Raw genomic sequence first — 23241 nt, forward strand, 5'->3', positions numbered from 1 at the left:
GCCACCAAGGACTGTCGATGAGCCTCGCGTCCCGCCTGCCGGACTTTCCGTGGGACCGGCTCCTGCCGGCGAAGGAGAAGGCCGCCGGTGCCCCCGGCGGCCTCGTCGACCTGTCCGTGGGCACGCCGGTGGACTCGGCGCCCCGGGTCGTCCAGGACGCGCTGAGCGCGGCCGCTGACGCTCCGGGCTACCCGCTGACCGCGGGCACGGCGCAGCTGCGCGAGACGATCGCGACGTTCCTCACCGAGCGGTTCGGGGTGGTCGGGCTCGCCCCGACCGCCGTCCTGCCGACGATCGGCTCCAAGGAGCTGGTCGCCTGGCTCCCGACGCTGCTCGGGCTCGGCGTGGGCGACGTCGTCGCGCATCCCGAGCTCGCGTACCCGACCTACGACGTCGGCGCCCGCCTGGCCGGGGCGACGCCGGTGACGGCCGAGGACCCGCAGACCCTGGCCGCGGCCGAGTCCGTGGGCCCGGTGCGGCTGCTCTGGGTCAACTCCCCGGCGAACCCCACGGGCCGCGTGCTGGGCCCGGAGCGGCTCCGGGAGCTCGTCTCCTGGGGCCGGGAGCGGGGCGTCGTCCTCGCCTCCGACGAGTGCTACGCCGAGTTCGGCTGGGACACCGAGCCGGTCTCCGTCCTGCACCCGGACATCTGCGGCGGGTCCCACGAGGGGCTGCTGGTCGTCCACTCGATGTCGAAGCGCTCCAACCTGGCCGGCTACCGGGGCGCGTTCGTGGCCGGGGACGCGGCGCTGGTCGCTGCGCTGCTGGAGGTGCGCAAGCACGCCGGGATGATCGTCCCCGCCCCGGTCCAGGCGGCGATGGTCGCCGGCCTGTCCGACCCGGCCCACGTCGCCGAGCAGCGCGAGCGCTACGCGACCCGCCGGAGCGCCCTGCGCGCCGCCCTGGAGGACGCCGGGTTCACGATCGAGCACTCCGAGGCCGGGCTCTACCTGTGGTCCACCCGCGGCGAGAACTGCTGGACCACCGTCGACTGGCTCGCCGAGCGCGGCATCCTCGTCGCTCCGGGCGACTTCTACGGCCCCGCCGGCGCCGCCCACGTCCGCGTCGCTCTCACGGCGACCGACGAGCGCATCGCGGCCGCCGTGGAGCGCCTCAGCCCAGGGCGATGATCAGCAGGAACGCGATCAGCGCGACGCCGATGGCGCCGACGGCGACGTAGATCGGCGCCATCGAGTTGGCGCGGGGCTGGTAGGTCTCCGAACGTTCGACGAACGCGCGGAACATCTCGGTGTCGCCACCGGGGTCAACGTCCTTCTCGCCTGCTCCATCGGCCATGCGGTCGACGATAGACCTCAATCGGGCCTTCGCGGGCTCATCGCCACCAGGAGGACCGGACCGGGACGTACGTGTCGGTCAGCGACGCGAAGACGATGACGCTGTCCTCGTAGCCCCGGTCCCGCGAGAAACGCCCCCCGCAGGTCACCAGGCGCAGGCCCGGGTGGTCCGTCGCGCCGTAGACGCCCGCGGTCGGGAAGGCGTCGCGGGAGAACGCGGCGACCATGTCGACGGTGAACGTGACGCGGCTGCCGTCCTTGCGGTCGACGACCACGACGTCGCCCGCCCGCAGCGCCCCCAGGTTGAAGAACACGCCCTTGTCGGTGGGGGAGTCCAGGTGGCCGAGGATCACCGCCGGCCCCTTCTCGCCCGGGCTGGCCAGGTTGCGGTACCAGCCCGCGGGTGCGCCGGCGTCGTCCGGCGGGACCTCGATCGAGCCGTCGGGGTTCAGGCCCAGGGTCATCAGGTCGGTGTCGATCCCCACGCGCGAGATCCGCAGATGGGTGGGCTCGGACCGGCTCAGCGGCGCCAGTTCGGTTGCCGCCGGGGCGAACGAGGCCGGCGCGATCAGCGGCTCGTCCGGGCCCGGGATCGAGTCGACCGGCTGGTCGAAAATCGTCCCGGGCCGGGGTGCGGACGAGGTCGCCTCCGTCGGACCGTGGCCGAGCGCGATCGCCATCAGCCCGCCGCAGGCCAGCGTGGCGGCGACGGCGAGCGCGATCAGTGTCACCCGGTCGGCGCGTTCGTCCCGACCCTCCGGGTCGGCCCCCGCCGCGCCGTCCGGCGTGCTGGTGTCGCCGGTCGTGATCAGCCCCGGCGTCGCTCGAGGACGACGACGGACAGCGCGAGCGCCGTGATCAGCGCCAGCAGCCCGCCCGCGACCAGCGGGAGGTTGCTGCCGCCGTCCGCCGTGCCGCCGAGACCGGTCGCCGGCGCCCCGGTGGGCACCGCCCCGGGCTTGACGTCGGAGTCGGTCGACGCACTACCGGACGCGCTGCCGGACGCGCTGCCGGACGCGCTGCCCGAGGAGCTCTCGCTGCCGGACGCGCTCGCCGTCGGGGACGTGCTCGCGGTCGGGGCCGCGGTGCTGTCGCTGCTGTCGTCGGAGGCCGTGCTCGCCGACCCGGAGGCGCTGCTGGAGCCGGACGTGCTGTCCGAGGGGACGGCCGCCGCGGTCGGGGAGGACGTCGCCGAGGCGCTGGGGCTCGCGGTCTCGTCCGAGGCGGTGCTCGCGGACGCGGAACCCGAGCTGGAGCCGGAGCTGGAGCCCGAGGTGCTGCTGGCGTCGACGCTGGTGGCGCCGCCGGTCGAGCTGGAGCTGCTGCTGGAGCTCGCCGAGGCGGTCGGGGAGGCCGACGGGGAGGTGGTCTCGTCCGCGGAAGCGGTGCTCGCGGAGGAGGAACCCGAGGTGCTGCCCGCGACCGCGCCGGCGGTCGGGGCGGCGGTGCTGTCCGAGGCCTCGCTCGCGGACCCGCCGGCCGAGCTGCCGGAGGAGCTGCCGGAGGAGCTGCTCGCGGACGCGCTCGGCGTCGCGGTGGAGCTCGGGGAGGCGCTGGGCGAGACGGTGGGCGAGACGGTGGGCGTCGGGGTCGGGGTGGGCGTCGGGGTCTCGACGCTCACGACCGGGCTGCCCTCACCGGCGACGGTGGTGGGCTCGTCGTCGTCCTGTGCGATGCGGCCGATCAGGGACAGCGTCGCGGCGAGGCACGCGATCGCGATGACCGCGGCCACGACCCAGCGCGCGTTGCTGCTGTTGGCGTTGTCGCCGTTGCCGCCGTCACCGGCACCGCCGCCCGCACCGCCACCGGCGTTGCTGCCGGGGCCGCCGGGGGTGCCGGGGGCGCCGGCGTCGGCCGCGCCGGGACCGTCGACAGGGGAGGGCGTGCCGTCGCCCGGGCTCGCGGGCCCCTCAAGGTTGGACACGGTCACTCCTCAACAACGGCACCAGTGAACAACTTTCGACTTTATCCACTCGATGGTGACGGCAAGCATGTGAACCTGGCAAGAATGTCCCCAGTCACACCCGTACCCGCTGCTCAGCGGCTGTTACGGGCGTGTCACGGGGACCTGTCCGCGGCTGCGTGTCACCGCACGTCGACGTGCACGTGGTCGCGGTGCATCAGCGTCGCGTTGGCCGTGTCCCCGCCGGGCGGGGTGTAGTCCCGCCAGCCCTGGATCGAGCGGCGGGCCGTCCAGATCCGGCCGTCGTAGATGACGGTCGCGACGTCGAGGCGGTCGGCGTGGGCCACCAGCCACTGCGCGGTCGCCCAGCCGACGCGCCGCGCGGTCGCGTTCACGGGCCGGTAGAAGATGTCGACCGCTCGGCCGTCGTAGTGGGCGGAGCCCTCCATGTGGCCGTCGTCGACCCCGCCCGGGGCGTACCCGCCGGTCGACTGGGGGCCGAAGGCGTCCTGAACCTCGTCGAGCACGGACTGCGCGCGCGGCGTCAGGCCCCGGCCGTTCGGCTCCTCGCGGTCGACGCCGCCGGTCCGGATCGCGCAGGAGAACGCGGCGGGGGAGTAGCCCATCAGCGTCGAGGCGAGCGCCCGGGCGCGCGTCTCGTGCTTGTTGTAGGCCTCCGGGTGCCCGCTGCGCTGCACCTTCTGCGCGGCGTCGTTGATGTTCATCGTTTTGTAGTCCGGGATCTTCACGAGCGCGTCGTAGAACTTCCCGGCGGCGTAGACGGGGTCCTGCACCTGCTCCTCGGTGCCCCAGCCCTGGGACGGGCGCTGCTGGAACAGCCCGAGGGAGTCGCGGTCGCCGTAGTCGAGGTTCCGGAGCCCGGACTCCTGCAGGGCGGTCGCGAGCGCGATCGTCGCGGCCCGCGCCGGCAGGCCCCGCCGAGCGGCGACCGAGGCGATGATCGCCGCGTTCTCGGCCTGCTCGATGCTGACGCGCGCCTTCGCCCCGCCGGCCGTGGCCGTGCACGCCTCCTGGAGCACGATCCGGTCGGCCGCGATCCGGATCCCGACCAGCGCGAGCGCGGCCAGCAGAACGAGCGACGCCGTCACCGCCACGAGCGTCCGGGCGGGGCTTCGTCGCCTGCTAGTCGTTGGCATGCAGGGCGGCGTTCAGCCCGCCCCACTCGCCGGTGCGGGCCAGCGCCTCGACGGCGCCGGTGACGCTGTTGCGCCGGAACAGCAGGTTGGGCTCGTTCGCCAGCGTCCGGGCGGCGACGACCGTCCCGTCCGGGAGGGCCACCTTGGTGCCGGCGGTGACGTAGCAACCGGCCTCGACGACGCTGCCGTCGCCGAGCGGGATGCCGAGACCGGAGTTGGCCCCGAGCAGGGCGCCCTTGCCGACGGTGATGACGGTCTTCCCGCCGCCGGAGAGCGTGCCCATGATCGAGGCGCCGCCGCCGACGTCCGCGCCGTCCTCGACGACCACACCGGCCGAGATCCGGCCCTCGACCATCGAGGTGCCCAGCGTCCCGGCGTTGAAGTTCACGAAGCCCTCGTGCATGACGGTCGTCCCGGGCGCCAGGTGCGCGCCGAGGCGGACCCGGTCGGCGTCGGCGATCCGGACGCCGGAGGGGACGACGTAGTCCGTCATCCGCGGGAACTTGTCGACCCCGAAGACCTGGACCGGACCGCTGCCGCGCAGGCGCATCCGGGTGGTCTCGAAGTCGTCCGGGGCGCAGGGGCCGTAGTTCGTCCAGACGACGTTCGCCAGGTGACCGAACTGCCCCTCGAGGCTGACGGTGTGCGGCCGGGTCAGCCGGTGCGAGAGCAGGTGCAGGCGCAGGTAGACGTCGGACGCGTCGACGGGAGCGTCGGCGAGCGAGCCGATGACCGTCGTGACGACCTCCAGCCGGACGCCGCGGCGGTCGTCCTTGCCCGCGAGCGCGACGAGCTCGGGCGGAGGCGCCGAGCCGTCCGGGGCGCCGAGCGCGGGCGCGGGGTACCAGGTGTCGAGGATCCGGCCGTCGGACTCGAGGACGGTCGCGAGGCCGTGGCCCCAGGCGCCAGAGGTGCTGAAGGCGGGAATGTCGGTCACCGGTCCACGTTACCGAGCGGACCTGTGACCCGCGGGATGACGTCCCGGGTGGTGCCCCTGTCGGCCCGCACGGGGGCTGACACGGCCACGTGCGGGACGTCATCCCGCCGGTGCCGGTCGCTACGGTGGCGGGCATGGCGCGCGACCCGGGGGCGGACCTCGACCTCAGCACGGACGTGGTGACCCTGACCGGGGACCTCATCGACCGCCCGTCGGTCAGTGGGACCGAGGGTCCCCTCGCCGACGCCGTGGAACGGGCGCTGCGGGCCTGCGGCCACCTGACCGTGGACCGCGACGGGGACGCCGTCGTCGCCCGCACCAACGCCGGCCGGGCCGAGCGGGTCGTGATCGCCGGGCACCTGGACACGGTTCCCGAGGCGGGGAACCTCGCCGCCCGGTTCGAGGGCGAGCGCCTCTACGGCCTCGGCGCCTGCGACATGAAGGGCGGCCTCGCGGTCGGGCTGCGCCTCGCGGCGACGTTGACCGACCCCGCGCGGGACGTCACCTACGTCTTCTACGACAACGAGGAGGTGGCCGCTGAGCTCAACGGGCTGGGCCGCCTCGCCCGCACCCACCCGGACTGGCTCGCCGCGGACTTCGCGGTGCTCATGGAGCCGTCGAACGCCGGGGTCGAGGCCGGGTGCCAGGGGACGTTGCGCGTCGAGGTGACGACCCAGGGCAAACGGGCGCACAGCGCGCGGTCGTGGAAGGGCGAGAACGCGATCCACGCCGCGGGGGAGATCCTGGCGCGGCTGTCGGCGTACACGCCGCGGCGTCCGGTCATCGACGGACTGGAGTACCGCGAGGGCCTGTCCGCGGTCGGCATCCGCGGCGGCATCGCGGGCAACGTCATCCCCGACGAGTGCGTCGTGACGGTGAACTACCGCTTCGCGCCCGACCGCTCCGGCGCGGAGGCCCTCGAGCACGTGCGCGAGGTCCTCGCCGGGTGGGAGGTCGTGTGCACGGACCTCGCTCCCGGCGCGCTGCCCGGTCTGTCGCGTCCGGCGGCGGCGGCGTTCCTCGCCGTCACCGGCAAGCCACCGGCGCCGAAGTTCGGCTGGACGGACGTCGCCCGCTTCTCCGAGCTGGGGGTCCCGGCCGTGAACTTCGGTCCGGGCGACCCGAGCCTGGCGCACTCCCGCGACGAGTTCGTTCCCGTCGCGGAAGTGCGCGAGTGCGAGGAGAAACTCCGCGCGTGGCTCACGGCCTGAGTTCGATCAGCCTGAGGTGATCTGACGTTCCGTCAGTTCGGGTGGTGGGGTAGCTGATCTGGTGGACCGTCAGAAGTAACGGCCCGCGGTCCAGCGCTTGGTCCAGATCTTCTCGCGCTTGACGTGGTCGCCCGGTCGCGGTGCGTGCCAGATGCGGTTGTTCCCGGCGTAGATCGCGACGTGGTAGACGCGACCGCTGCTGGAGTGGAAGAAGATCAGGTCGCCGCGCTTGGGCTTCTTGATGCGCTGCGCCTTCTTGTACTGCTGCTGCGAGGTGCGCGGCAGGTTCCGTCCCAACTTGTCGAGGACGAAGCGGGTGTAGCCCGAGCAGTCGAAGCCGCGCGGGGTGGTGCCGCCGCTGCGGTAGGGCACTCCCCGGTAGCGGGAGGCGACTCTGACGGTGCGTTTGCCGAACTCGGCGCGCTGCTGAGCGCGGCTGGCCCGGGTGGGTGGAACGGTGGCGCTTTCGGCAGTGGAGACGGTCGGAGCCGTCGAGGTGGCGTGGGCCTCGGTGAGGCCGCCCAGACCGGGGGCGACCGCAGCGGCAGGCGCGGTGAGAGCCACAGCCAGGGTGACCCCGGCCGCGTGGGTGAACAGAGACATCGAATCCTCGGACCGCCGCAGAAGGCAGCGACCTGTGGCGCCCATGGCATGGACCAGGTCTGGAACTCAGGCCCGTTCGGCCTGGCCTTCCGCTCCCGCCGGAGAAGTGTGAGGGGGCAACAACCGGTCGCGTAGGCGGGAGTGGGCGTCCCGCGACCGGGGCTCCGGATCGTCGGCCACTTCTTGGCCAGGCCTCGTCGTCGAGCGCCTCGTCCGGACGACAGGACACTAAGCGATCTTTCAGGGTCCGGAATGGAGTCAAACTCACAGTCGGGGGGTGGCCTGCGGGGAAACGGGCGAGAAACAGCCGAAAAAGTGATCCAACACACCCGTCTGTGGGGTTGCTGGTCTGGCCGCAAGGGCGGCGTCCGCCCGGTACCTTCGCGACATGAGCGAGGCGAACAACACATCGCGACCGCCGGAGCGACACCGCGGACCGGTGGTCCTGCGCCGGCGTTTCACCCAGTCCGGGACGACGGATCAGCGCCTGCTCGACAGTTCCGGTCCCACCGACTGGGTGCACACCGACCCGTGGCGTGTGATGCGCATTCAGTCCGAGTTCGTCGAGGGCTTCGGCCTGCTCGCCGAGATCGGCCCGGCCATCACCGTGTTCGGGTCCGCGCGCACGCCCCGCGACCACGCGGAGTACGAGCTGTCCCGCCGGCTCGGGTACGAGCTCGCGCAGGCCGGCTACGCGGTCATCACCGGCGGTGGGCCGGGTGTCATGGAGGGCGCGAACCGCGGCTGCGTCGAGGGCGGCGGCACGTCGGTCGGCCTCGGCATCGAGCTGCCGTTCGAGCAGGGGCTGAACTCCTACGTCGACATCGGCCTCGACTTCCGGTACTTCTTCGTCCGCAAGACGATGTTCGTGAAGTACGCGCAGGGCTTCGTCTTCATGCCCGGCGGTTTCGGCACGCTCGACGAACTCTTCGAGGCGCTCGTCCTCGTGCAGACCGGCAAGGTCACCCGGTTCCCGGTGGTGCTCGTCGGCACCGACTACTGGGCCGGCCTGGTCGACTGGCTCAAGGTCCGCATGGTGGAGGCCGGGAAGATCTCGCCCCACGACATGGACCTGATCGAGGTCACCGACGACGTCGAGCGCGTCGTCGAGATCATGAAGGACGCGGACGAGCAGCGGCGCCGTCAGGAGATCGAGGCGATGGACGCCCTCGCCGACGACATCCGGGCGGGCCAGGCCCGGGCGGCGCACCCCTATCCCTGAGCCGGCGTCAGCCGTGGCTCGGATCTGCGTCTACTGCGCCTCCAGCGAGGCGATCGCGCCGCACTACGTCGACCTCGCGGGTGAGGTCGGCGCGGTGCTCGCTGCCCGCGGGCACGCCCTCGTCTCCGGCGGCGGCTCGATCTCCGCGATGGGCGCGCTCGCCCGCGCCGCCCGCGCCGGGGGAGCCCACACGACCGGCGTGATTCCCCAGGCCCTGCTGGAGTGGGAGGTCGCCGACCACGACGCCGACGAGCTCGTCGTCACCCCCGACATGCGCACCCGCAAGGGGGAGATGGACGACCGCTCGGACGCGTTCCTCGTCCTCCCCGGCGGGATCGGCACCCTCGAGGAGCTGCTGGAGATCTGGGTCGCCCGCACGCTGCGGATGCACGACCGGCCCGTGGTCGTCCTCGACCCCGACGGGCTCTACGACCCGCTCCGGGAACAGATCCGCGTCCTCGTCGACCGCGGGTTCATGCGCCCCGCCTCCGCGGAACTGCTCCGCTGGACGACCTCGGTCCCCGCGGCCTTCGCCGCGATCGAGTCCGAGCTGGCGACCCCGGCCCCCGCGGCCGCCGTCGACCCGGCCGAAATCCTCGAGGCCGAGCCCTAGGCCCACGCCCGCGGCCCGTCGACCAGCAGCCGGCTGACCAGCCGACCAGCCGACCTGTCAAGAAAGGGTGACACCCCTTACTGCGCAGTAAGGGGTGTCACCCTTTCTTCACGTGCGCGGGAGATGGCATCTCTTGTGCCCGGCTCGAGTGCACTGGAGATGACATCTCTTGTGCAGGTTCAGCTCAGGCCGCGAGGGGCTCGGGTTCGTCGGCGGGGGTGTCGCGGGTCACCGGGGCGGTGAAGACGAACTTCCGGTAGGACCAGAAGCGGAACAGCGTCCCGAGGGCCATGCCGACGATGTTCGCGGAGATGTTGTCCGCGAGCGGGCTGGTGAAGTTCAGCAGGTAGTGGGAGACGCCGAGGCAGGCGAGGGCGATCAGCAGGGCGACGCCGTTCAGCCCGAAGAACAGGACGTACTCGCGGTGGAGGTTGCTGCGCTCGCGGTGCTTGAACGTCCACTGCCGGTTACCGGCGAACGCGACGGTGGTGGCGAGGACGGTCGAGACGATCTTGGCCGTGAGCGGCTTGTCGTCCATCACGCCGTTGCGCAGGAGGTTGAACGTGCCGACGTCGACGACGAACGCGATCGCGCCGACGATGCCGAACTTGGCGATCTCGTGAAGCAGGTGCTCGACCCGGGCGTAGAGGGACCGCGCGAGACCACGAGCAGAGTTCACGGGGCGTCAGTCCTCCAGATGCGCGGGCGGACGCCCGACTCGAGAGCCCAATCTACCCGTCCACCTTCCGTCTCAAGCGCCCTCACCGGGCGGCTAGCGTGTGCTCGTGACCGCATTGCAATGGTGTCGAGGGTGAGCCGCCCGGTCGTCGGCATGGTCGGCGGCGGGCAGCTGGCCCGGATGACCGCCCAGGCCGCGATCGCACTCGACGTCCGCCTGCGGGTCCTGGCCGCCTCCCCGGAGGAGAGCGCCGCGCAGATCGCGGCCGACGTCGTGATCGGCGACCATGACGACCTCGACACCCTCCGGGCGTTCGCGGCGGGCTGCGACGTGATCACCTTCGACCACGAGCACGTCCCGACCGACCACCTGCGCGCGCTGGAGGCCGACGGGGTGGCGGTCCGCCCCGGCGCGGACGCGCTCGTCCACGCGCAGGACAAGCTCGCCATGCGGGAGCGCCTGACCGGCATCGGCGTCCCCTGCCCGGACTGGGCCCTGGTCACCACGGCGGGCGAGCTCGCCGAGTTCGGCGACCGCATCGGCTGGCCGGTCGTCGTGAAGACCCCGCGCGGCGGTTACGACGGCCGCGGCGTCCGCGTGGTCGCGACGGCGGCCGAGGCGGCGGACTGGCTCGAGCGGGGCCCGCTCCTGGCCGAGGCCCGGGTCGACTACACCCGCGAGCTCGCCGTCCAGGTCGCCCGGAGCCCGCACGGGCAGGCCGCGGTCTACCCGGTCGTCGAGACCGTGCAGCGCAACGGCATCTGCCGCGAGGTGCTCGCGCCGGCGGCGATCGACGAGGACCACGCCCTCGCGGCCCAGCGGGCCGCTCTGGCGATCGCCGCCGAGCTCAAGACCGTCGGGATGCTGGCCGTCGAGATGTTCGACACCCCCGCCGGCGTCCTGGTCAACGAACTCGCGATGCGCCCCCACAACAGCGGCCACTGGACGATCGAGGGCGCGACGACGAGCCAGTTCGAGCAGCACCTGCGGGCCGTGCTCGACCTCCCGCTCGGGGAGGTCGCGATGACCGCGCCCGCCGCGGTGATGGCGAACGTCCTCGGCTCCGACGACCCGGAGCGCTTCGGTGACCTCTATGGCGGCTACCTCCACTGCCTGGCCCACGACCCGGGCCTGCACATCCACAACTACGGCAAGACCGTGGTCCCGGGCCGCAAGGTCGGCCACGTGACCGTCACCGGCGCCGACCCCGACGACCTGCTCGAGCGTGCCCGGCACGCGGCGGCGTTCCTGCGAGGAGAGATCGATGGCTGACGCGGCACCCGTCGTCGGGATCGTCATGGGCAGCGACTCGGACTGGCCCGTCATGGAGGCGGCCGCCGGGGCGCTGAGCCAGTTCGACGTGCCTTACGAGGCCGATGTCGTCTCCGCCCACCGGATGCCGGCGGAGATGCTGGCCTACGGCCAGAACGCCGCCGATCGCGGCCTGCAGGTGATCATCGCCGGCGCCGGGGGAGCGGCCCACCTGCCCGGCATGCTCGCGTCCGTGACGCCGCTGCCGGTCATCGGCGTCCCGGTCCCGCTCAAGCACCTCGACGGGCTCGACTCGCTGCTCTCGATCGTCCAGATGCCCGCCGGGGTGCCGGTCGCGACGGTCGCCGTCGGCGCCGCCCGCAACGCCGGCCTCCTCGCGGTCCGGATGCTCGCCCTCGGCGACTCGGAGCTGCAGGCGAAGATGCGCCAGTTCCAGGCCGACCTCAACGCGGAGGCCAGGGCCAAGGGCGCGGCGGTGCGCGGCCGGAAGCTCTGACGTGTACCGCCCGCGTCGGCTCGGCGCCCTCGTCGCGGGCGTGCTCGTCGCGGTCACGCTCCCGGGGCCGGCCGCCGCGGGGCCGGCCACGCGTCCGGCGTTCGGGGACCTGTCCGCCCCGATCCGGCCCGGGATACGAACCGAGACCGCGGGCGGGCGGTGCACCGCGAACTTCGTGTTCACCGACGACCGCGGCCGGGTGTACCTGGGCCAGTCCGGGCACTGCTCCCGCGTCCCGGACGAGAACGCGCCCTTCGACACCACCACGTGCGAGTTCGGCCGGCAGGCCCCGCTCGGGACGCGCGTCCCGCTGGGGGAGACCGGCATCTCCGGCCGGCTGGTCTACTCCAGCTGGCGGACGATGCCCGAGGTCGGGGAGCGGGACCCGGACACCTGCCGGTACAACGACTTCGCGCTGATCCAGGTCCCGGCGTCCGCGATCGGTGCGGTCAACCCGACCGTGCCGTTGTTCGGCGGCCCGACCGACCTCAACACCGACGGGATCCGCCCCGGCGACCTGCTCACCGGGTGGGGCGCGTCCCCGCTGCGGCAGGGCGTCCGGCTGATCGAGCCGAAGCAGACCCTCGGCGTCCGCACCCACCCGAGCGGGCGGGTGCACGTCGTCTACTCGATCACGCCGGGCGTCCCCGGCGACTCCGGCGGTCCGTACCTGGACCCGGCCGGCCGCGCCGTCGGGAGCCTGTCCGAGATCACGCTCGACCCGCCCGCCGGCAACGCGATCACCGACATCGCCCGCGCCCTCGCGTACGCCGAACGGCACGGCGGCGTCCGCGGGCTGCGCCTGGTTCCGGGGACCGGCGCGTTCGCCGGCCCGGTCCTGCTTCGCGCCCTTCTGGCCTCGCCCGACCCACCCCCATAGGGTTTCCGCCCATGAGCGCTGCGTACCGGAGGCGGACCCCGTCGATCGCGGCCGGAGGTGCCGTCCTGGCCGCGGCCCTCGCGCTGACCGGACTGGTGCCGCTCGCGCCGGCGAACAGCGCCGAGTCGGGTCCGAGCGCCGCCCCGGCCACGAACACCGACGGTCGGATCGTGTTCTCCTCCGCCCGCAGCGGTGACGTCGAGCTGTGGGTCGTGAACCCGGACGGCTCCAACCTCAAGCAGCTGACGAAGGCTCAGGGTGCCGACCGGTTCGCCAGTTTCTCCGCCGACGGGGATCGGATCGTCTTCGCCTCCGCCCGCAACGGCGGCAGCGACATCTGGGTGATGAACGCCGACGGCACCGGCCAGAAGCGGCTCACCACCTCCGCCGACGTCGAGACGCACCCGGTGTTCTCACCCGACGGGTCGCGCATCGTCTACACGCGCACGGTCGGCTCGACGACCGACCTGTGGACGATGAAGGCGGACGGCGCCGGCCAGCGGGCCTTGACGAGGACACCCGGCACCAACGAGGCCTACCCGGCCTACGCGCCGAACGGTTCCCGGCTGCTGTTCAGCGCCGAGGGCCCGAACGCGGTCGACGTCTGGTCGATGAAGCCGGACGGCAGCGACCGGCGGAACGTCACCAACCTGAAGGCCGGCCGCGCGTTCTACCCGCGGTACTCGCCCGACGGAAAGCGCATCACCTACACGCTCGACCCGCCCGGCCACCTCGCCGTCCGGGTCGCGAACGCCGACGGCTCGAACGCGCGCACGGTCGACGGCGACGTCGCCAAGGACCAGTACTCCTTCTTCTCCCCGGACGGCACGCGCGTCGCGTTCACGACCGCCCGCAACGGCGACAACGGTGACGTGTTCGTCGCTGACGCGAGCGGTACCGGTGCGGCCGCGCCCCTGATCGTCGGCCCGGGCGAGGACACCGCCTGGGACTGGGGCCGCCCCGGCTCCGGCCCGACGCACCCCGCCTGCAAGGCCGGTGCGCCCGTGCCCAAGGGGTACAAGCTCAAGGTCGGCACTGCCGGCAACGACGTCCTCACCGGGACCCGGGGCAAGGATTTGATCCGCGGCCTCGGCGGCGACGACGTCCTCCGGGGTCTCGCGGGGAACGACATCCTCTGCGGCGGCGCGGGCAACGACAAGCTCCGCGGTGGCCCGGGCAACGACCAGCTCTTCGGCGACCTCGGCGACGACGACTTGCGCGGCCAGGCCGGCAACGACCGCCTGGTCGGGGGCGAGGGCAAGGACACCCTCGTCGGCGGTCCCGGCGTCGACAAGCTGCAGGGCGACCCCGGGGACACGCTCAAGCCCTGACCGCCGCGCCGTGTGCTTCGTCCTCCCGAAAGCGCACGACGGCACCCGCGAACGCAAAATCTGCGTGCCGTACTGCACTTTCGGGAGTCTGGGGGTCAGGGGCGGCCGAGGCTCCGGTAGGTCCAGCCCGCCTCACGCCAGCGGTCGGGGTCGAGGGCGTTGCGGGCGTCGAGGATGACGCGGCTGCCGACGACCTCGCCGAGGACGGCGGGGTCGATCGCGAGGAACTCGGGCCACTCGGTGACGTGGAGGACGAGGTCCGCGCCCCGGCAGGCGTCGACCGCGGAGGGGGCGTAGGCCAGCGTCGGGAACAGCGCGGCGGCGTTGTCCATCGCCTTCGGGTCGTAGACCGAGACCAGCGCGCCCTGGAGCTGGAGCTGCCCGGCGACCGAGAGCGCGGGGGAGTCCCGGACGTCGTCGGAGTTCGGCTTGAACGCCGCGCCGAGGACGCCGATCCGGCGGCCGAGCAGGGCGCCGCCGCACGCCTCGCGGGCGAGCTCGACGGTGCGGACCCGGCGCCGCATGTTGATGGCGTCGACCTCGCGGAGGAACGTCAGGGCCTCGGCCGCGCCGAGTTCACCCGCCCGCGCCATGAACGCCCGGATGTCCTTGGGCAGGCAACCGCCGCCGAAGCCCAGGCCGGCGTTGAGGAACCGGCGCCCGATGCGCGGGTCGTGGCCGATCGCGTCCGCCAGGGCGGTGACGTCCGCGCCGGCGGCCTCGCAGACCTCGGCCATCGCGTTGATGAAGGAGATCTTCGTGGCGAGGAAGGCGTTGGCGGCCACCTTCACCAGCTCCGCGGTCGCGAAGTCGGTGACGAGGAACGGGATGCCGGCGTCGATCAGGTCCGCGTAGACCTCGCGCAGCGTCGCCTCGGCCACCGCCGAGCGCACGCCGACGACGAGACGGTCGGGCTTGAGCGTGTCGAGGACCGCGAAACCCTCCCGCAGGAACTCGGGGTTCCACGCCAACTCGGCGGCGTCGCCGGCCGGGGCGTGGGTGCGCAGGTACTCGGCGAGCCGCGCGGCGGTCCCGACCGGGACGGTGGACTTGCCGACGACCAGGCAGGGGCGACGCAGGTGCGGGGCCAGGCCGGCGATCACCGCGTCCACCTGGGTGAGGTCCGCGCCGAGATCCCCCCGCTTCTGCGGGGTGCCGACGCAGGTGAAGTGGACGTCGCCGAACTCGGCGATCTCCTCGTAGGAGGTCGTGAACCGGAGTTTGCCGCTGTCGAGGTGCTTGGCGACCAGGGGCTCCAGGTCGGGCTCGTAGAACGGCACCTCCCCGGCGGACAGGCGAGCGATCTTCGACTCGTCCACGTCCATGCCGAGCACGTCGAAGCCCAGCTCCGCCATGCAGGCGGCGTGGGTGACACCGAGGTAACCGGTCCCGAGAACCGTCAATCGAGGCACGCGCCCCCTCCTTATGCTGGAACTCATGCTGCCAGCCCCACCGGCGTGGCCGGTGGCAGGACGCCGGAGCCGGCCGGATTGCTCCGTTCGGACCCCTCGTGACGCTCGCTTGATCGTCTCAAAAGCATCTCCACAGGACGACTCGCGACGATATGCACGTCACGCGCCGCCCGCGTGTTGATACTGAGAATCGCGTCGGGAAGCTCGTCAGGGAATCCGGCTGCCCCCGTACGAAGGAGAACGCGCGTCGTGCAGAGCGGAAAGCTGGCCGATGTCGCCCGGAAGTCGGAGCGGGTCCGCTTCCGCCGGGCGCTCGTGCTGCTCGCGATGACGCTCGTGCTGCCCGGTTCGGCCCAGCTCATGTGCGGCAACAAGGTCGTGGGCCGCGCCGCGCTCCGGATCGTGGGCCTGCTCATGGTCGGGGCCCTGGTCGTCTACTGGATCGAGGGCAAGGAGGGCCTGCTCGAACTCGGGTTCGAGTCCTGGGCCCTGGTCTCGCTCCAGACCGGCATCGTCGTGCTCGGCCTGTGCTGGCTGGCGCTGTTCATGGACGCCTGGCGCCTGGGCCGCCCGCCGGAGCTCGTCCGGTCGCACCGCCTGACGGTCTCGGTGCTCTCGCTGGTGCTGATGGCGCTGGTCGCCACCCCCGCCGCGTACAGCGCGAACCTGATCCAGACGCACCGCGACTTCCTGGAGCGGACGTTCACCGACGGCGGCATCCGCGACCTCTACAAGGGCCGGCTCAACATCCTGCTGCTCGGCGGCGACGGCGGGGACAACCGCGAGGGCATCCGCACCGACTCGATCACGCTGGCGAGCATCGACGTCTCGAACGGCAAGACGGTGCTGTTCTCGCTGCCGCGGAACATGCAGTACGCGCAGTTCCCGCCCGGCACGCCGATGGACGCGAAGTTCCCCAACGGCTTCCCGGACTTCTTCTTCGGCATCTACACCTACGGCGCCGAGCACCCCGAGCTGTTCCGCGGCGCCAAGGACCCGGGCGCCCTCGCGGTCCAGCAGGCCGTCGCCCAGACGCTCGGCATCCCGGTCCACTATTACGCGCTGGTGAACCTGGCTGGGTTCGAGAACCTGGTCAACGCCCTGGGCGGCGTCACCCTCCGCGTCGAGCAGCGTCTGCCGATCGGGGGCGGCAAGAACCTGCAGGGCGTCACGATGCCGATCCGCGGCTGGATCGAGCCGGGCCTGCAGAAGCTCTCCGGCTACAAGGCCCTCTGGTACGCCCGCTCCCGCGCGACCTCCGACGACTACGCGCGCATCACCCGCCAGAAGTGCGTGATGGGCGCGATCCTGCGGGCGGCGGACCCGGGCACGATCCTGCTGAAGTACTCCAAGCTCACCTCGGCGTCCCGCCAGGTCCTCACGACCGACCTGTCGATCGACGCCGTGCAGCGCCTGATCGGCGTCGTCGACGACGCCAAGAAGCAGAAGATGGTGAGCGTCCAGTTCATCCCGCCGGCGATCAACCCCGCGTCGCCGGACCTGAGCTACATCCGGGCGCAGGTCCAGAAGGCCCTCCTCGCGGCCGAGCAGCCGGACCCGACCCCGGCGCCGCAGCCGTCGGCGACGCCCAAGAAGAAGAAGCAGAAGGCCACCCCGACGCCGGCCGCGATCAAGGCGACCCCCGGCGAGGCGACGGCGCTCGATGACACCTGCCGGTATTCCTGAGCCCCGGGTCGCCGAGGACGGTCGGATCCTCGGCGCCACCCCGCCCGTCGCGGTCGTGATGCCGGTCCTGAACGAGCGGCGGCACCTGCGCACGGCGGTGGAGGCGATCCTCGCGCAGGACTACCCGGGCGAGATGGAGATCGTGCTCGCGCTCGGTCCCTCGACGGACGGCACCGACGAGGTGGCCGCCGAACTCGCGGCCGCCGATCCGCGGATCCGCACCGTGCGGAACCCGACCGGGGCGACCCCGGCCGGGCTCAACGCCGCGATCGGCGCCAGCGCGGCACCGGTCGTCGTCCGCGTCGACGGGCACGCGATCCTGCCGCCGGACTACGTCCGCACCGCCGTCGAGGTTCTGGTCACCACGGGCGCGGACAACGTCGGCGGGATCATGGCCGCGCAGGGCGTCACGCCGTTCGAGCAGGCCGTCGCCCGCGCCTACAGCAGCTGGTTCGGCATCGGCGGCGCCCGCTTCCACCTCGGCGGCGAGGCCGGGCCGGCGGACACCGTCTACCTCGGGGTGTTCCGGCGGGACATGCTCGAGCGTGTCGGCGGGTTCGACGAGCACATGCGCCGCGCCCAGGACTGGGAGCTGAACTACCGGATCCGCCGTGCCGGCGGGGTCGTCTGGTTCACCCCGAAGATGCAGGTCACCTACCGCCCCCGCGCGGACCTGCGGGCGTTGTCGAAGCAGTTCTTCAAGACCGGCCAGTGGCGCCGGGAAGTGGTCCGCCGGCACCCCGACACCGCCAGCGCGCGTTACCTCGCGGCCCCGGTCGCGGTGCTCGGCGTCGTGGGCGGGACGGCGCTGGCGTTGACCGGGCACCGGGTCGGCCTGCTCGGCCCGCTCGGGTACCTCGCCGCGGTCGTGGCCGGTTCCGCCGCCACCAGTCGCGGCCTGCCCCCGTCGGCTGCCGCCGCGCTGCCCGCCGTCTACGCGACCATGCACATGTCCTGGGGCATGGGCTACCTGCTCAGTCCGCGCGACCTCGCGCCCGAGCCCGGACCGGACCCCGGCTCGGAACTCTGATGACCGGGCTCCGCGGGCGGCGTGCGCGGGACGAACGCGCGGAACGACTGGTGACCGACGTCGAGCAGTTGCGTCGACGCACCCACACCGCCGGCCCCGGGCCGTACGAGCGTTCCGAGCGCCGGATGCGGGTGGCCCTGCTCGCGCCGGTCGAGAGCCCGCACACCCGCCGGTGGATCGAGTTCTACGCCGGGCAGGGGATCGAGGTCTACGCGATCAGCCTCCCGGCGGCCGGGGCTCCGGCGCCGCTGCCGCCGCTCGTGCGGACCGCCTACCTGCCCACGCTGCGCGGTGAGGTCCCCTCGCCCCGTGCCGTGACGCGCCTGCGGGCCCTGCTCGACCAGGCCCGGCCCGACGTGCTGGCCGTCCACCTGGGCGGCCCCTACGGGCTGCTGGCGGCGCTCGCGGACCGGCACCCCTACGTCGTCCTCGCGGGTGCGGACCTCACGGCCGACGTCGGTGTCTCCTCCGCCGCGGGGCGTCGGGCGCTCGAGCTGGCACTGCGGCGGGCCGACGCCGTGTGTGCCACCAGCCGGCTGCTGGCCGCGGCCGTCGGCCGGCACACCGACGCGCCGGTCTCGGTCACGCCGCTCGGCGTCGACACCGACCGGTTCGTGCCGGCGCCGCGTCCGCCGGACGGGCGCTTCCTGATCGGCACCGTCCCCGCCCCGCGCGCCGGTCTGGACCGGCAGACCCTCGAGCGGGCGCACCAGGAGCTGACCGACCGGCCCGGGGCGGACCCGGCCGACCTCGTCGTGCTCGGCTCCGCCGACGCCGGCCTGCCCGGGGCGCTGGCGCGCCTGGACGCCCTCGTCGTCGGTACCGACCGCGACGGCCGCGCCCTGGTCGCCCTGCAGGGCCAGGCGTGCGGAGTGCCGGTCGTGGCCGCCGGGACGGGCGCGCTGGCCGAGTTCGTGCGCGACGGCGAGACCGGCTTCGTCGTCCCGCCGGCGGACGCGGCGACGCTCGCGAACCGGCTCGCCGCGCTGCGCGACGACCCGGCCCGTCGGGCCCGGATGGGGGCCGCGGCGCGGGACCACGCCGTGAGTTCGTACACATGGGTCCGGAATGCGACCCTGATGCTGGACGTCTTCGCAGGATTGGGTCCGGGCGCGAGCTAACCTGACCAGCGAGTTTCTGTGTCCCCGCCGACCGGGGAAGCCAGCGGGAAGGGGAGCGGGGGCCGTGAGGCGCGTACGCGCGATCGTGCAACGCCGCCGAATCCTGTTCCTGCTCATCGGCCGCGACCTCAAGGTCCGCTACTCCGACTCGGCGCTCGGCTACGTCTGGACCGTCCTCGACCCCCTGCTGATGGGGCTCGTCTACTGGTTCGTCTTCGACGTCGTCTTCAACCGCAGCAAGGACATCGCCGGCGATCCCTACCTGCTCTACCTGTTACTGGCGATGATGCCGTTCCAGTGGGCCAGCGGGTGCATCTCCGGCTCGACCCGTGCCCTCGCGGGAGAGGCGCGGCTGATCCGCTCCGTCGACGTCCCACGGGAGACGTGGATCCTGCGGATGATCGGGTCGAAGTTCGTCGAGTACGTCTTCACCCTCCCCGTGCTCGTCGTCTTCATCTACGCCTACGGGCAGGACATCCACTGGCAGGTCGTGTTCTTCCCGATCGCGATGGCCATGCAGTGGACCGTGCTGCTCGGCATCGCGCTCACGCTCGCCCCGGTGGCCGTCCTGGTGCCGGACACCGAGCGGTTGATGCGCGTGACCAACCGCGTCCTGATGTACATGTGCCCGGTCATCTACGGCGCGTTCGCGATCTTCGACAACGAGAACATCCCCGGGATCATGAAGGAGATCTACGGCTGGAACCCCTTCACCACGATCTTCACGCTGTACCGCCTGAGCGTGTTCCCGGACGATGAGCTGCCGTTCCTGGTGGCCGTTCGCGGCGGCATCTCCTGCCTGGTGATCCTGGCCTTCGGCGTCTACATCTTCCGAAAGCTCGAGCCGGCCGTGCTGAAGGAGATCTGATGGCCGCGCGCAAGCGGAAGCCGGCGCCGCTGATCGAGGTCCGGGACGTCGGGATCAAGTTCCGCACCAACCGGCAGAAGCCGTTCCGCACCCGCGTGCGGGAGAGCTTCACGCCCGACGGCCGGCGGATGCGGCGCGAGCGGGGCCCGGACGAGTTCTGGGCGCTGCGGGACGTCTCGTTCACCGTCGCGGACGGCGAGGCGGTCGGCCTGGTCGGCCGCAACGGCCACGGCAAGTCGACCCTGCTCAAGCTGATCGCCGGCGTGATGATCCCGGACGAGGGTGCGGTCAAGGTCCGCGGCCCGGTCGCGCCCATGATCGAGGTGACCGGCGGGTTCGTCGGCGACCTGACCGTGCGCGACAACATCTGGCTCGCCGCCGGGTTGAAGGGATTGACCAAGCGCCAGATCGCGGCGCGTTTCGACGAGATCGTCGAGTGGGCCGAGATCGGGCACCGGCTCGACACCCCGCTGCGGCACCTCTCCAGCGGGATGAAGGCCAAGGTCGGGTTCTCGGTCATCACCAGCATCGACCGGCCGATCGTCCTCGTCGACGAGGTCCTCTCCGTCGGCGACCGTGCCTTCCGGCAGAAGTGCTTCAACCGCATGGAGGAGCTCCGCAACTCCGGCAAGACGATCGTTCTGGTCTCCCACTCGGAGTCCCAGATCGAGCGCTTCTGCAAGCGCGGGCTCTACCTCCAGCACGGCCGGCTCATCCACGACGGCCCGGTCAACGAGGTCCTCGAGCACTACATCTCCGACGTGGAGAAAGCGGTCGACGAGGAGGCCGAGCGCGAACGCGAGGCGATGGCCCGTCGCGCCCGCCGCGACGCCCGGCGCGCCAAGCTCGACGCCCAGGACGGCGGGGGTACCGCGGTGAAGCCGGCCGCCGGGCCTGCTGCTGGGCCTGCTGCCGGGCCCGCTGTCGCGACGCCTGCTGCCGCCTCGCCTGCTGCCGCCTCGCCTGCTGCCGCCTCGCCGGCCCCGGCGGCGCCGAAGGCCGTGCCGGCGCAGGGGAGTGGCGCCGCGTCGGCCGAGACCGTCGCCCAGATCGAGGGTCAGCTGACCCTCGAGGTCCCGGTCGAGGAGCGGCCCGCCGGTGAACCCGGTCGGGCGGAGAATTCGCGCACCGACTCCTGAGGTGACCGCCGGCGCATTTCTCGCCGAGGTCGGAATGACACCGAAGTATTTCTGCTGGTCAGCGCGAAATCTTCGCTCCCGAACCGCGAAACCGCAGGTCAGCGCCGTGCGAGCGCCGTCCTAATTCCAGGTTTGTAATTCGCGCTCGCCCATTGTGACGGGAGTTGCGGTGGGATTTGATCCCATCCGTAACAGCAGAAACAAAGAACACTTTCGTCACAGGAGTTGCGCATTATGCGCCTGGCGCCCACCCTGCTCGTCCTCACGCTCGCAGCGTCGACGGCGTCCGTCGCCGCTCCCGTCGTGGAGCTCCCGGGCCGGGTGTCCGCGCACGTCGTCGAGCCCCGGATCTCCGAGGTGCCCCTCGTCCTGCCGGCCGGACTGTCCGCCGGTGCCACCACGTTGGCGCCGATCCCGGCTCCCGCGTTCGCGCTGCTCGGGCTCACCTGGGACCGGCCGGTCCCAGGCGCGTCGGTCGCCGGAGCGCCGGACGGCCACGACTCCGACGTCGGGCCCCAGCTCAGCGTCCGCACCCGCGCGGACGGAACCTGGTCGGACTGGACCGCGCTGGAGGCCGACGGCGACGGGCCGGACGGGGACGTCGACGCCGCCGCGGCGGACGCGTCGGCCGACCCGGCGGGCCGGACCGACCGCGCGGCCCGGCGGCTGGGGACCGCGCCGCTGTGGGTGGGCAACGCCGACGCGTTCCAGGTCCGCCTCGACCACGTCGACCAGGCGGCGCTGACCGGCCTGCGTGCTGTGCTCGTCGACCCCGGTCGCTCCGCGGCGGACGCCGACGTCGGCTCGGTGCCGCGGGTGGCCTCGCAGGCGCACGCGACGATCGCCTGGCCGACGGTCTACCGCCGCAAGGACTGGGGTGCGGACGAGAAGCTGCGCAAGGGCAAGCCGCGCTACACCGGCAGGATCCAGGCCGCGTTCGTCCACCACACCGCCGGCACCAACGACTACACCCCGGCCGAGGTGCCGAAGATCCTGCGCGGGATCTTCGCGTACCACGTGAAGGGCCGCGGCTGGTCCGACGTCGGCTACAACTTCCTCGTCGACAAGTTCGGGCGGATCTGGGAGGGCCGCGCCGGCGGCATCGACCGCGCGGTGCTCGGCGCCCACACCGGCGGGTTCAACAAGAACAGCTTCGGTGTCTCGGTCCTGGGCGACTACACGAGGACGGCCCCGACGCCCGAGACCCTGGCCGCGGTCGCGCGCATCATCGCCTGGAAGTTCGGGCTCACCGGGGACGGCACCGTGCTCGACCCGCTCGCGACCGTCGAGCTGATCTCCGAGGGCGGCGGCACCTCGCGCTACAAGTCGGGGACGCACGTGGACTTCGTCCGCGTCTCGGCGCACCGCGACGCCGGGCGCACCGAGTGCCCCGGCGCGCTCCTGTACGCCCAGCTGCCCACGATCCGCAGCCAGGTCCGGGACATCCTCGTCGAGGAGTCGCCGTTCGGGCCCTCGCTGCCCGAGCCGAGCCCCGGCGCGACGCCGGTGCCGCCCGCGGACGGTGCGAACCCCGCCGGGGGACACGAGCCCGACGAGGCGGGGGACAGCGAGCCCACCGACGAGGGCGTCAGTCCGGCGGCAACGTCCGGGTGACCCGCTCGGTCTCGATCCGGCGGGGGAGCGCGGCCGGGTCGGCGTTGCGGCACAGGACGACCGAGGCCCCGACCGCGAGCGGGGCGAGCAGGCCGGCCATCAGCCCCTCGGGCGTCCGGAGTTCGGCGGTCACGAGGACGCGGTCGGCGCCGGTCAGGCCCCACTCCGTGGCGGTCGCGCGGGCCACGGCGACGAGGTCGGCACCGGTGGCCGTCCCGCCGGCGCGGACGAGCGCGGCGTCCTCGCCGGAGACCGGGGCCCACGGGGCGAACTGGTCGCCGTAGGCGGGGACCTCGGCGGCGTAGTCGTAGAACCCGGCCGGCAGTTCGAGCGCGGGGGCGCCGAACGGGCGCATCGGGACCAGCACACGCTCGCCCCGGCAGGCGGCGGCGCGCTCGACCCCGTCCGGGTCCGTGACGACGTGCTCGGCCTCGGTCGGGTCGCCGTCGGGGGCGACCACGACACCGGCGGTCCAGCAGGCCAGGTACCAGACCACGGTCTGCCAGTGCGTCGGGAGCAGCAGGGCGATCCGGTCACCCGGCCGCGCGGCGAGGTCCTCGACGATCATGTTCGCCGTCTTCGCGATCCAGTTGTCCGCGGTGGTGAAGGACAGCTCGACGCGCTCGCCGGTCGCGTCGTCGTAGAAGGTCACGAACGGCCGCGCCGGGTCGGGGCGGGCGGCCGCCCGCAGCAGGTCCGCCGGGGTCATGGAGCCGGAGCCTATTCGCCGCACGTTCACCGCTGTGCCGCCGCGCCGTGCGGCACGGCGGCG

Annotated in this window: 24 protein-coding genes; 15 read left to right on the forward strand and 9 right to left on the reverse strand. The window is 72.8% G+C overall.

Annotated elements, in window-relative coordinates; translation table 11 throughout:
* Positions 1-17 precede the first annotated feature (17 nt).
* Positions 18-1130, forward strand: coding sequence for a succinyldiaminopimelate transaminase (gene dapC / locus ABD401_RS01645; RefSeq protein WP_344600887.1), 1113 nt, complete (start codon positions 18-20; stop codon positions 1128-1130).
* Here the strand turns inward: dapC and ABD401_RS01650 are convergent.
* The 3 genes from ABD401_RS01650 to ABD401_RS01660 all read right to left on the reverse strand — a co-directional run bounded on the left by ABD401_RS01650 (position 1114) and on the right by ABD401_RS01660 (position 2244).
* Complete coding sequence (locus tag ABD401_RS01650) at positions 1114-1296, reverse strand: hypothetical protein (RefSeq protein WP_344600889.1); 183 nt, start codon at positions 1294-1296, stop codon at positions 1114-1116. The two genes, dapC and ABD401_RS01650, sit on opposite strands and share 17 nt — an antisense overlap.
* Positions 1297-1333: 37 nt before the next feature.
* A complete protein-coding gene (locus ABD401_RS01655) occupies positions 1334-2026 on the reverse strand; it encodes a class F sortase (protein ID WP_344600891.1) in 693 nt (230 codons plus the stop codon).
* 77 nt (positions 2027-2103) lie between these two features.
* Entirely contained in the window at positions 2104-2244 is a 141-nt protein-coding gene (locus tag ABD401_RS01660) for a hypothetical protein (protein WP_344600893.1), read from the reverse strand.
* 10 nt (positions 2245-2254) lie between these two features.
* Between ABD401_RS01660 and ABD401_RS01665 the strand changes: the two genes are divergently transcribed.
* The gene (locus tag ABD401_RS01665; protein ID WP_344600895.1) at positions 2255-3247 is read left to right on the forward strand and encodes a hypothetical protein; all 993 of its coding nucleotides are present in this window, start codon (positions 2255-2257) and stop codon (positions 3245-3247) included.
* A 133-nt stretch (positions 3248-3380) separates the two neighbouring features.
* Here the strand turns inward: ABD401_RS01665 and ABD401_RS01670 are convergent, their stop codons facing one another.
* Positions 3381-4313 carry a VldE C-terminal domain-containing protein gene (locus ABD401_RS01670; protein WP_425566038.1) on the reverse strand — a complete coding sequence of 311 codons (933 nt, stop codon included), beginning with the start codon at positions 4311-4313 and terminating at the stop codon, positions 3381-3383.
* Positions 4314-4341: 28 nt separating this feature from the next.
* A complete protein-coding gene (dapD, locus tag ABD401_RS01675) occupies positions 4342-5292 on the reverse strand; it encodes a 2,3,4,5-tetrahydropyridine-2,6-dicarboxylate N-succinyltransferase (RefSeq protein WP_344600899.1) in 951 nt (316 codons plus the stop codon).
* A 134-nt stretch (positions 5293-5426) separates the two neighbouring features.
* Here dapD and dapE point away from each other — a divergent pair, with 134 nt between their 5' ends.
* The gene (gene dapE, locus ABD401_RS01680) at positions 5427-6503 is read left to right on the forward strand and encodes a succinyl-diaminopimelate desuccinylase (protein ID WP_344600901.1); all 1077 of its coding nucleotides are present in this window, start codon (positions 5427-5429) and stop codon (positions 6501-6503) included.
* Positions 6504-6572: 69 nt separating this feature from the next.
* Here the strand turns inward: dapE and ABD401_RS01685 are convergent, their stop codons facing one another.
* Positions 6573-7106, reverse strand: a complete 534-nt coding sequence (locus ABD401_RS01685) for a C40 family peptidase (protein ID WP_344600903.1) — start codon at positions 7104-7106, stop codon at positions 6573-6575.
* A 388-nt stretch (positions 7107-7494) separates the two neighbouring features.
* Here ABD401_RS01685 and ABD401_RS01690 point away from each other — a divergent pair, with 388 nt between their 5' ends.
* Together ABD401_RS01690 and ABD401_RS01695 are read left to right on the forward strand one after the other, a co-directional pair.
* Positions 7495-8328, forward strand: a complete 834-nt coding sequence (locus ABD401_RS01690; protein ID WP_344600905.1) for an LOG family protein — start codon at positions 7495-7497, stop codon at positions 8326-8328.
* A 13-nt stretch (positions 8329-8341) separates the two neighbouring features.
* Entirely contained in the window at positions 8342-8941 is a 600-nt protein-coding gene (locus ABD401_RS01695; RefSeq protein ID WP_344600907.1) for an LOG family protein, read from the forward strand.
* A 184-nt stretch (positions 8942-9125) separates the two neighbouring features.
* On the opposite strand, the gene ABD401_RS01700 is transcribed toward ABD401_RS01695, so the two are convergent.
* Entirely contained in the window at positions 9126-9620 is a 495-nt protein-coding gene (locus tag ABD401_RS01700) for a GtrA family protein (protein ID WP_344600909.1), read from the reverse strand.
* 120 nt (positions 9621-9740) lie between these two features.
* Here ABD401_RS01700 and ABD401_RS01705 point away from each other — a divergent pair, with 120 nt between their 5' ends.
* From ABD401_RS01705 to ABD401_RS01720, 4 genes are read left to right on the forward strand one after another with little or no spacing between them, the layout of a single operon-like run.
* A complete protein-coding gene (locus ABD401_RS01705) occupies positions 9741-10892 on the forward strand; it encodes a 5-(carboxyamino)imidazole ribonucleotide synthase (RefSeq protein ID WP_344600911.1) in 1152 nt (383 codons plus the stop codon).
* Entirely contained in the window at positions 10885-11388 is a 504-nt protein-coding gene (gene purE, locus ABD401_RS01710) for a 5-(carboxyamino)imidazole ribonucleotide mutase (RefSeq protein ID WP_344600913.1), read from the forward strand. Before ABD401_RS01705 ends, purE begins: the two co-directional genes overlap by 8 nt.
* Position 11389: 1 nt before the next feature.
* Positions 11390-12268: a serine protease gene (locus ABD401_RS01715; protein WP_344600915.1), complete on the forward strand. Its 879-nt coding sequence runs from the start codon at positions 11390-11392 to the stop codon at positions 12266-12268.
* A gap of 11 nt (positions 12269-12279) precedes the next feature.
* Positions 12280-13599 (forward strand): hypothetical protein, encoded by a 1320-nt coding sequence (locus ABD401_RS01720; protein WP_344600917.1) that lies wholly within the window; start codon positions 12280-12282, stop codon positions 13597-13599.
* A 95-nt stretch (positions 13600-13694) separates the two neighbouring features.
* On the opposite strand, the gene ABD401_RS01725 is transcribed toward ABD401_RS01720, so the two are convergent.
* Positions 13695-15011, reverse strand: coding sequence for a UDP-glucose dehydrogenase family protein (locus tag ABD401_RS01725; protein ID WP_344600919.1), 1317 nt, complete (start codon positions 15009-15011; stop codon positions 13695-13697).
* A 249-nt stretch (positions 15012-15260) separates the two neighbouring features.
* Between ABD401_RS01725 and ABD401_RS01730 the strand changes: the two genes are divergently transcribed.
* The 6 genes from ABD401_RS01730 to ABD401_RS01755 all read left to right on the forward strand — a co-directional run bounded on the left by ABD401_RS01730 (position 15261) and on the right by ABD401_RS01755 (position 22469).
* The gene (locus ABD401_RS01730) at positions 15261-16697 is read left to right on the forward strand and encodes an LCP family protein (protein ID WP_344600921.1); all 1437 of its coding nucleotides are present in this window, start codon (positions 15261-15263) and stop codon (positions 16695-16697) included.
* The gene (locus tag ABD401_RS01735) at positions 16675-17727 is read left to right on the forward strand and encodes a glycosyltransferase family 2 protein (protein ID WP_344600923.1); all 1053 of its coding nucleotides are present in this window, start codon (positions 16675-16677) and stop codon (positions 17725-17727) included. Before ABD401_RS01730 ends, ABD401_RS01735 begins: the two co-directional genes overlap by 23 nt.
* Positions 17727-18848: a glycosyltransferase gene (locus ABD401_RS01740; protein WP_344600925.1), complete on the forward strand. Its 1122-nt coding sequence runs from the start codon at positions 17727-17729 to the stop codon at positions 18846-18848. The genes ABD401_RS01735 and ABD401_RS01740 overlap by 1 nt, the downstream gene beginning before the upstream one ends.
* Positions 18849-18912: 64 nt before the next feature.
* Positions 18913-19716, forward strand: a complete 804-nt coding sequence (locus ABD401_RS01745; RefSeq protein WP_344600927.1) for an ABC transporter permease — start codon at positions 18913-18915, stop codon at positions 19714-19716.
* Positions 19716-20855: an ABC transporter ATP-binding protein gene (locus ABD401_RS01750; protein WP_344600929.1), complete on the forward strand. Its 1140-nt coding sequence runs from the start codon at positions 19716-19718 to the stop codon at positions 20853-20855. Before ABD401_RS01745 ends, ABD401_RS01750 begins: the two co-directional genes overlap by 1 nt.
* Before the next feature lie 234 nt (positions 20856-21089).
* The gene (locus ABD401_RS01755; protein ID WP_344600931.1) at positions 21090-22469 is read left to right on the forward strand and encodes a peptidoglycan recognition protein family protein; all 1380 of its coding nucleotides are present in this window, start codon (positions 21090-21092) and stop codon (positions 22467-22469) included.
* Here ABD401_RS01755 and ABD401_RS01760 read toward each other — a convergent pair.
* Positions 22444-23193, reverse strand: coding sequence for a TIGR03089 family protein (locus ABD401_RS01760; RefSeq protein WP_425566044.1), 750 nt, complete (start codon positions 23191-23193; stop codon positions 22444-22446). The two genes, ABD401_RS01755 and ABD401_RS01760, sit on opposite strands and share 26 nt — an antisense overlap.
* Positions 23194-23241: the final 48 nt, after the last annotated feature.

Origin of the sequence: Sporichthya brevicatena (genome assembly GCF_039525035.1) — a bacterium.
Taxonomy (GTDB): Bacteria; Actinomycetota; Actinomycetes; order Sporichthyales; family Sporichthyaceae; genus Sporichthya; species Sporichthya brevicatena.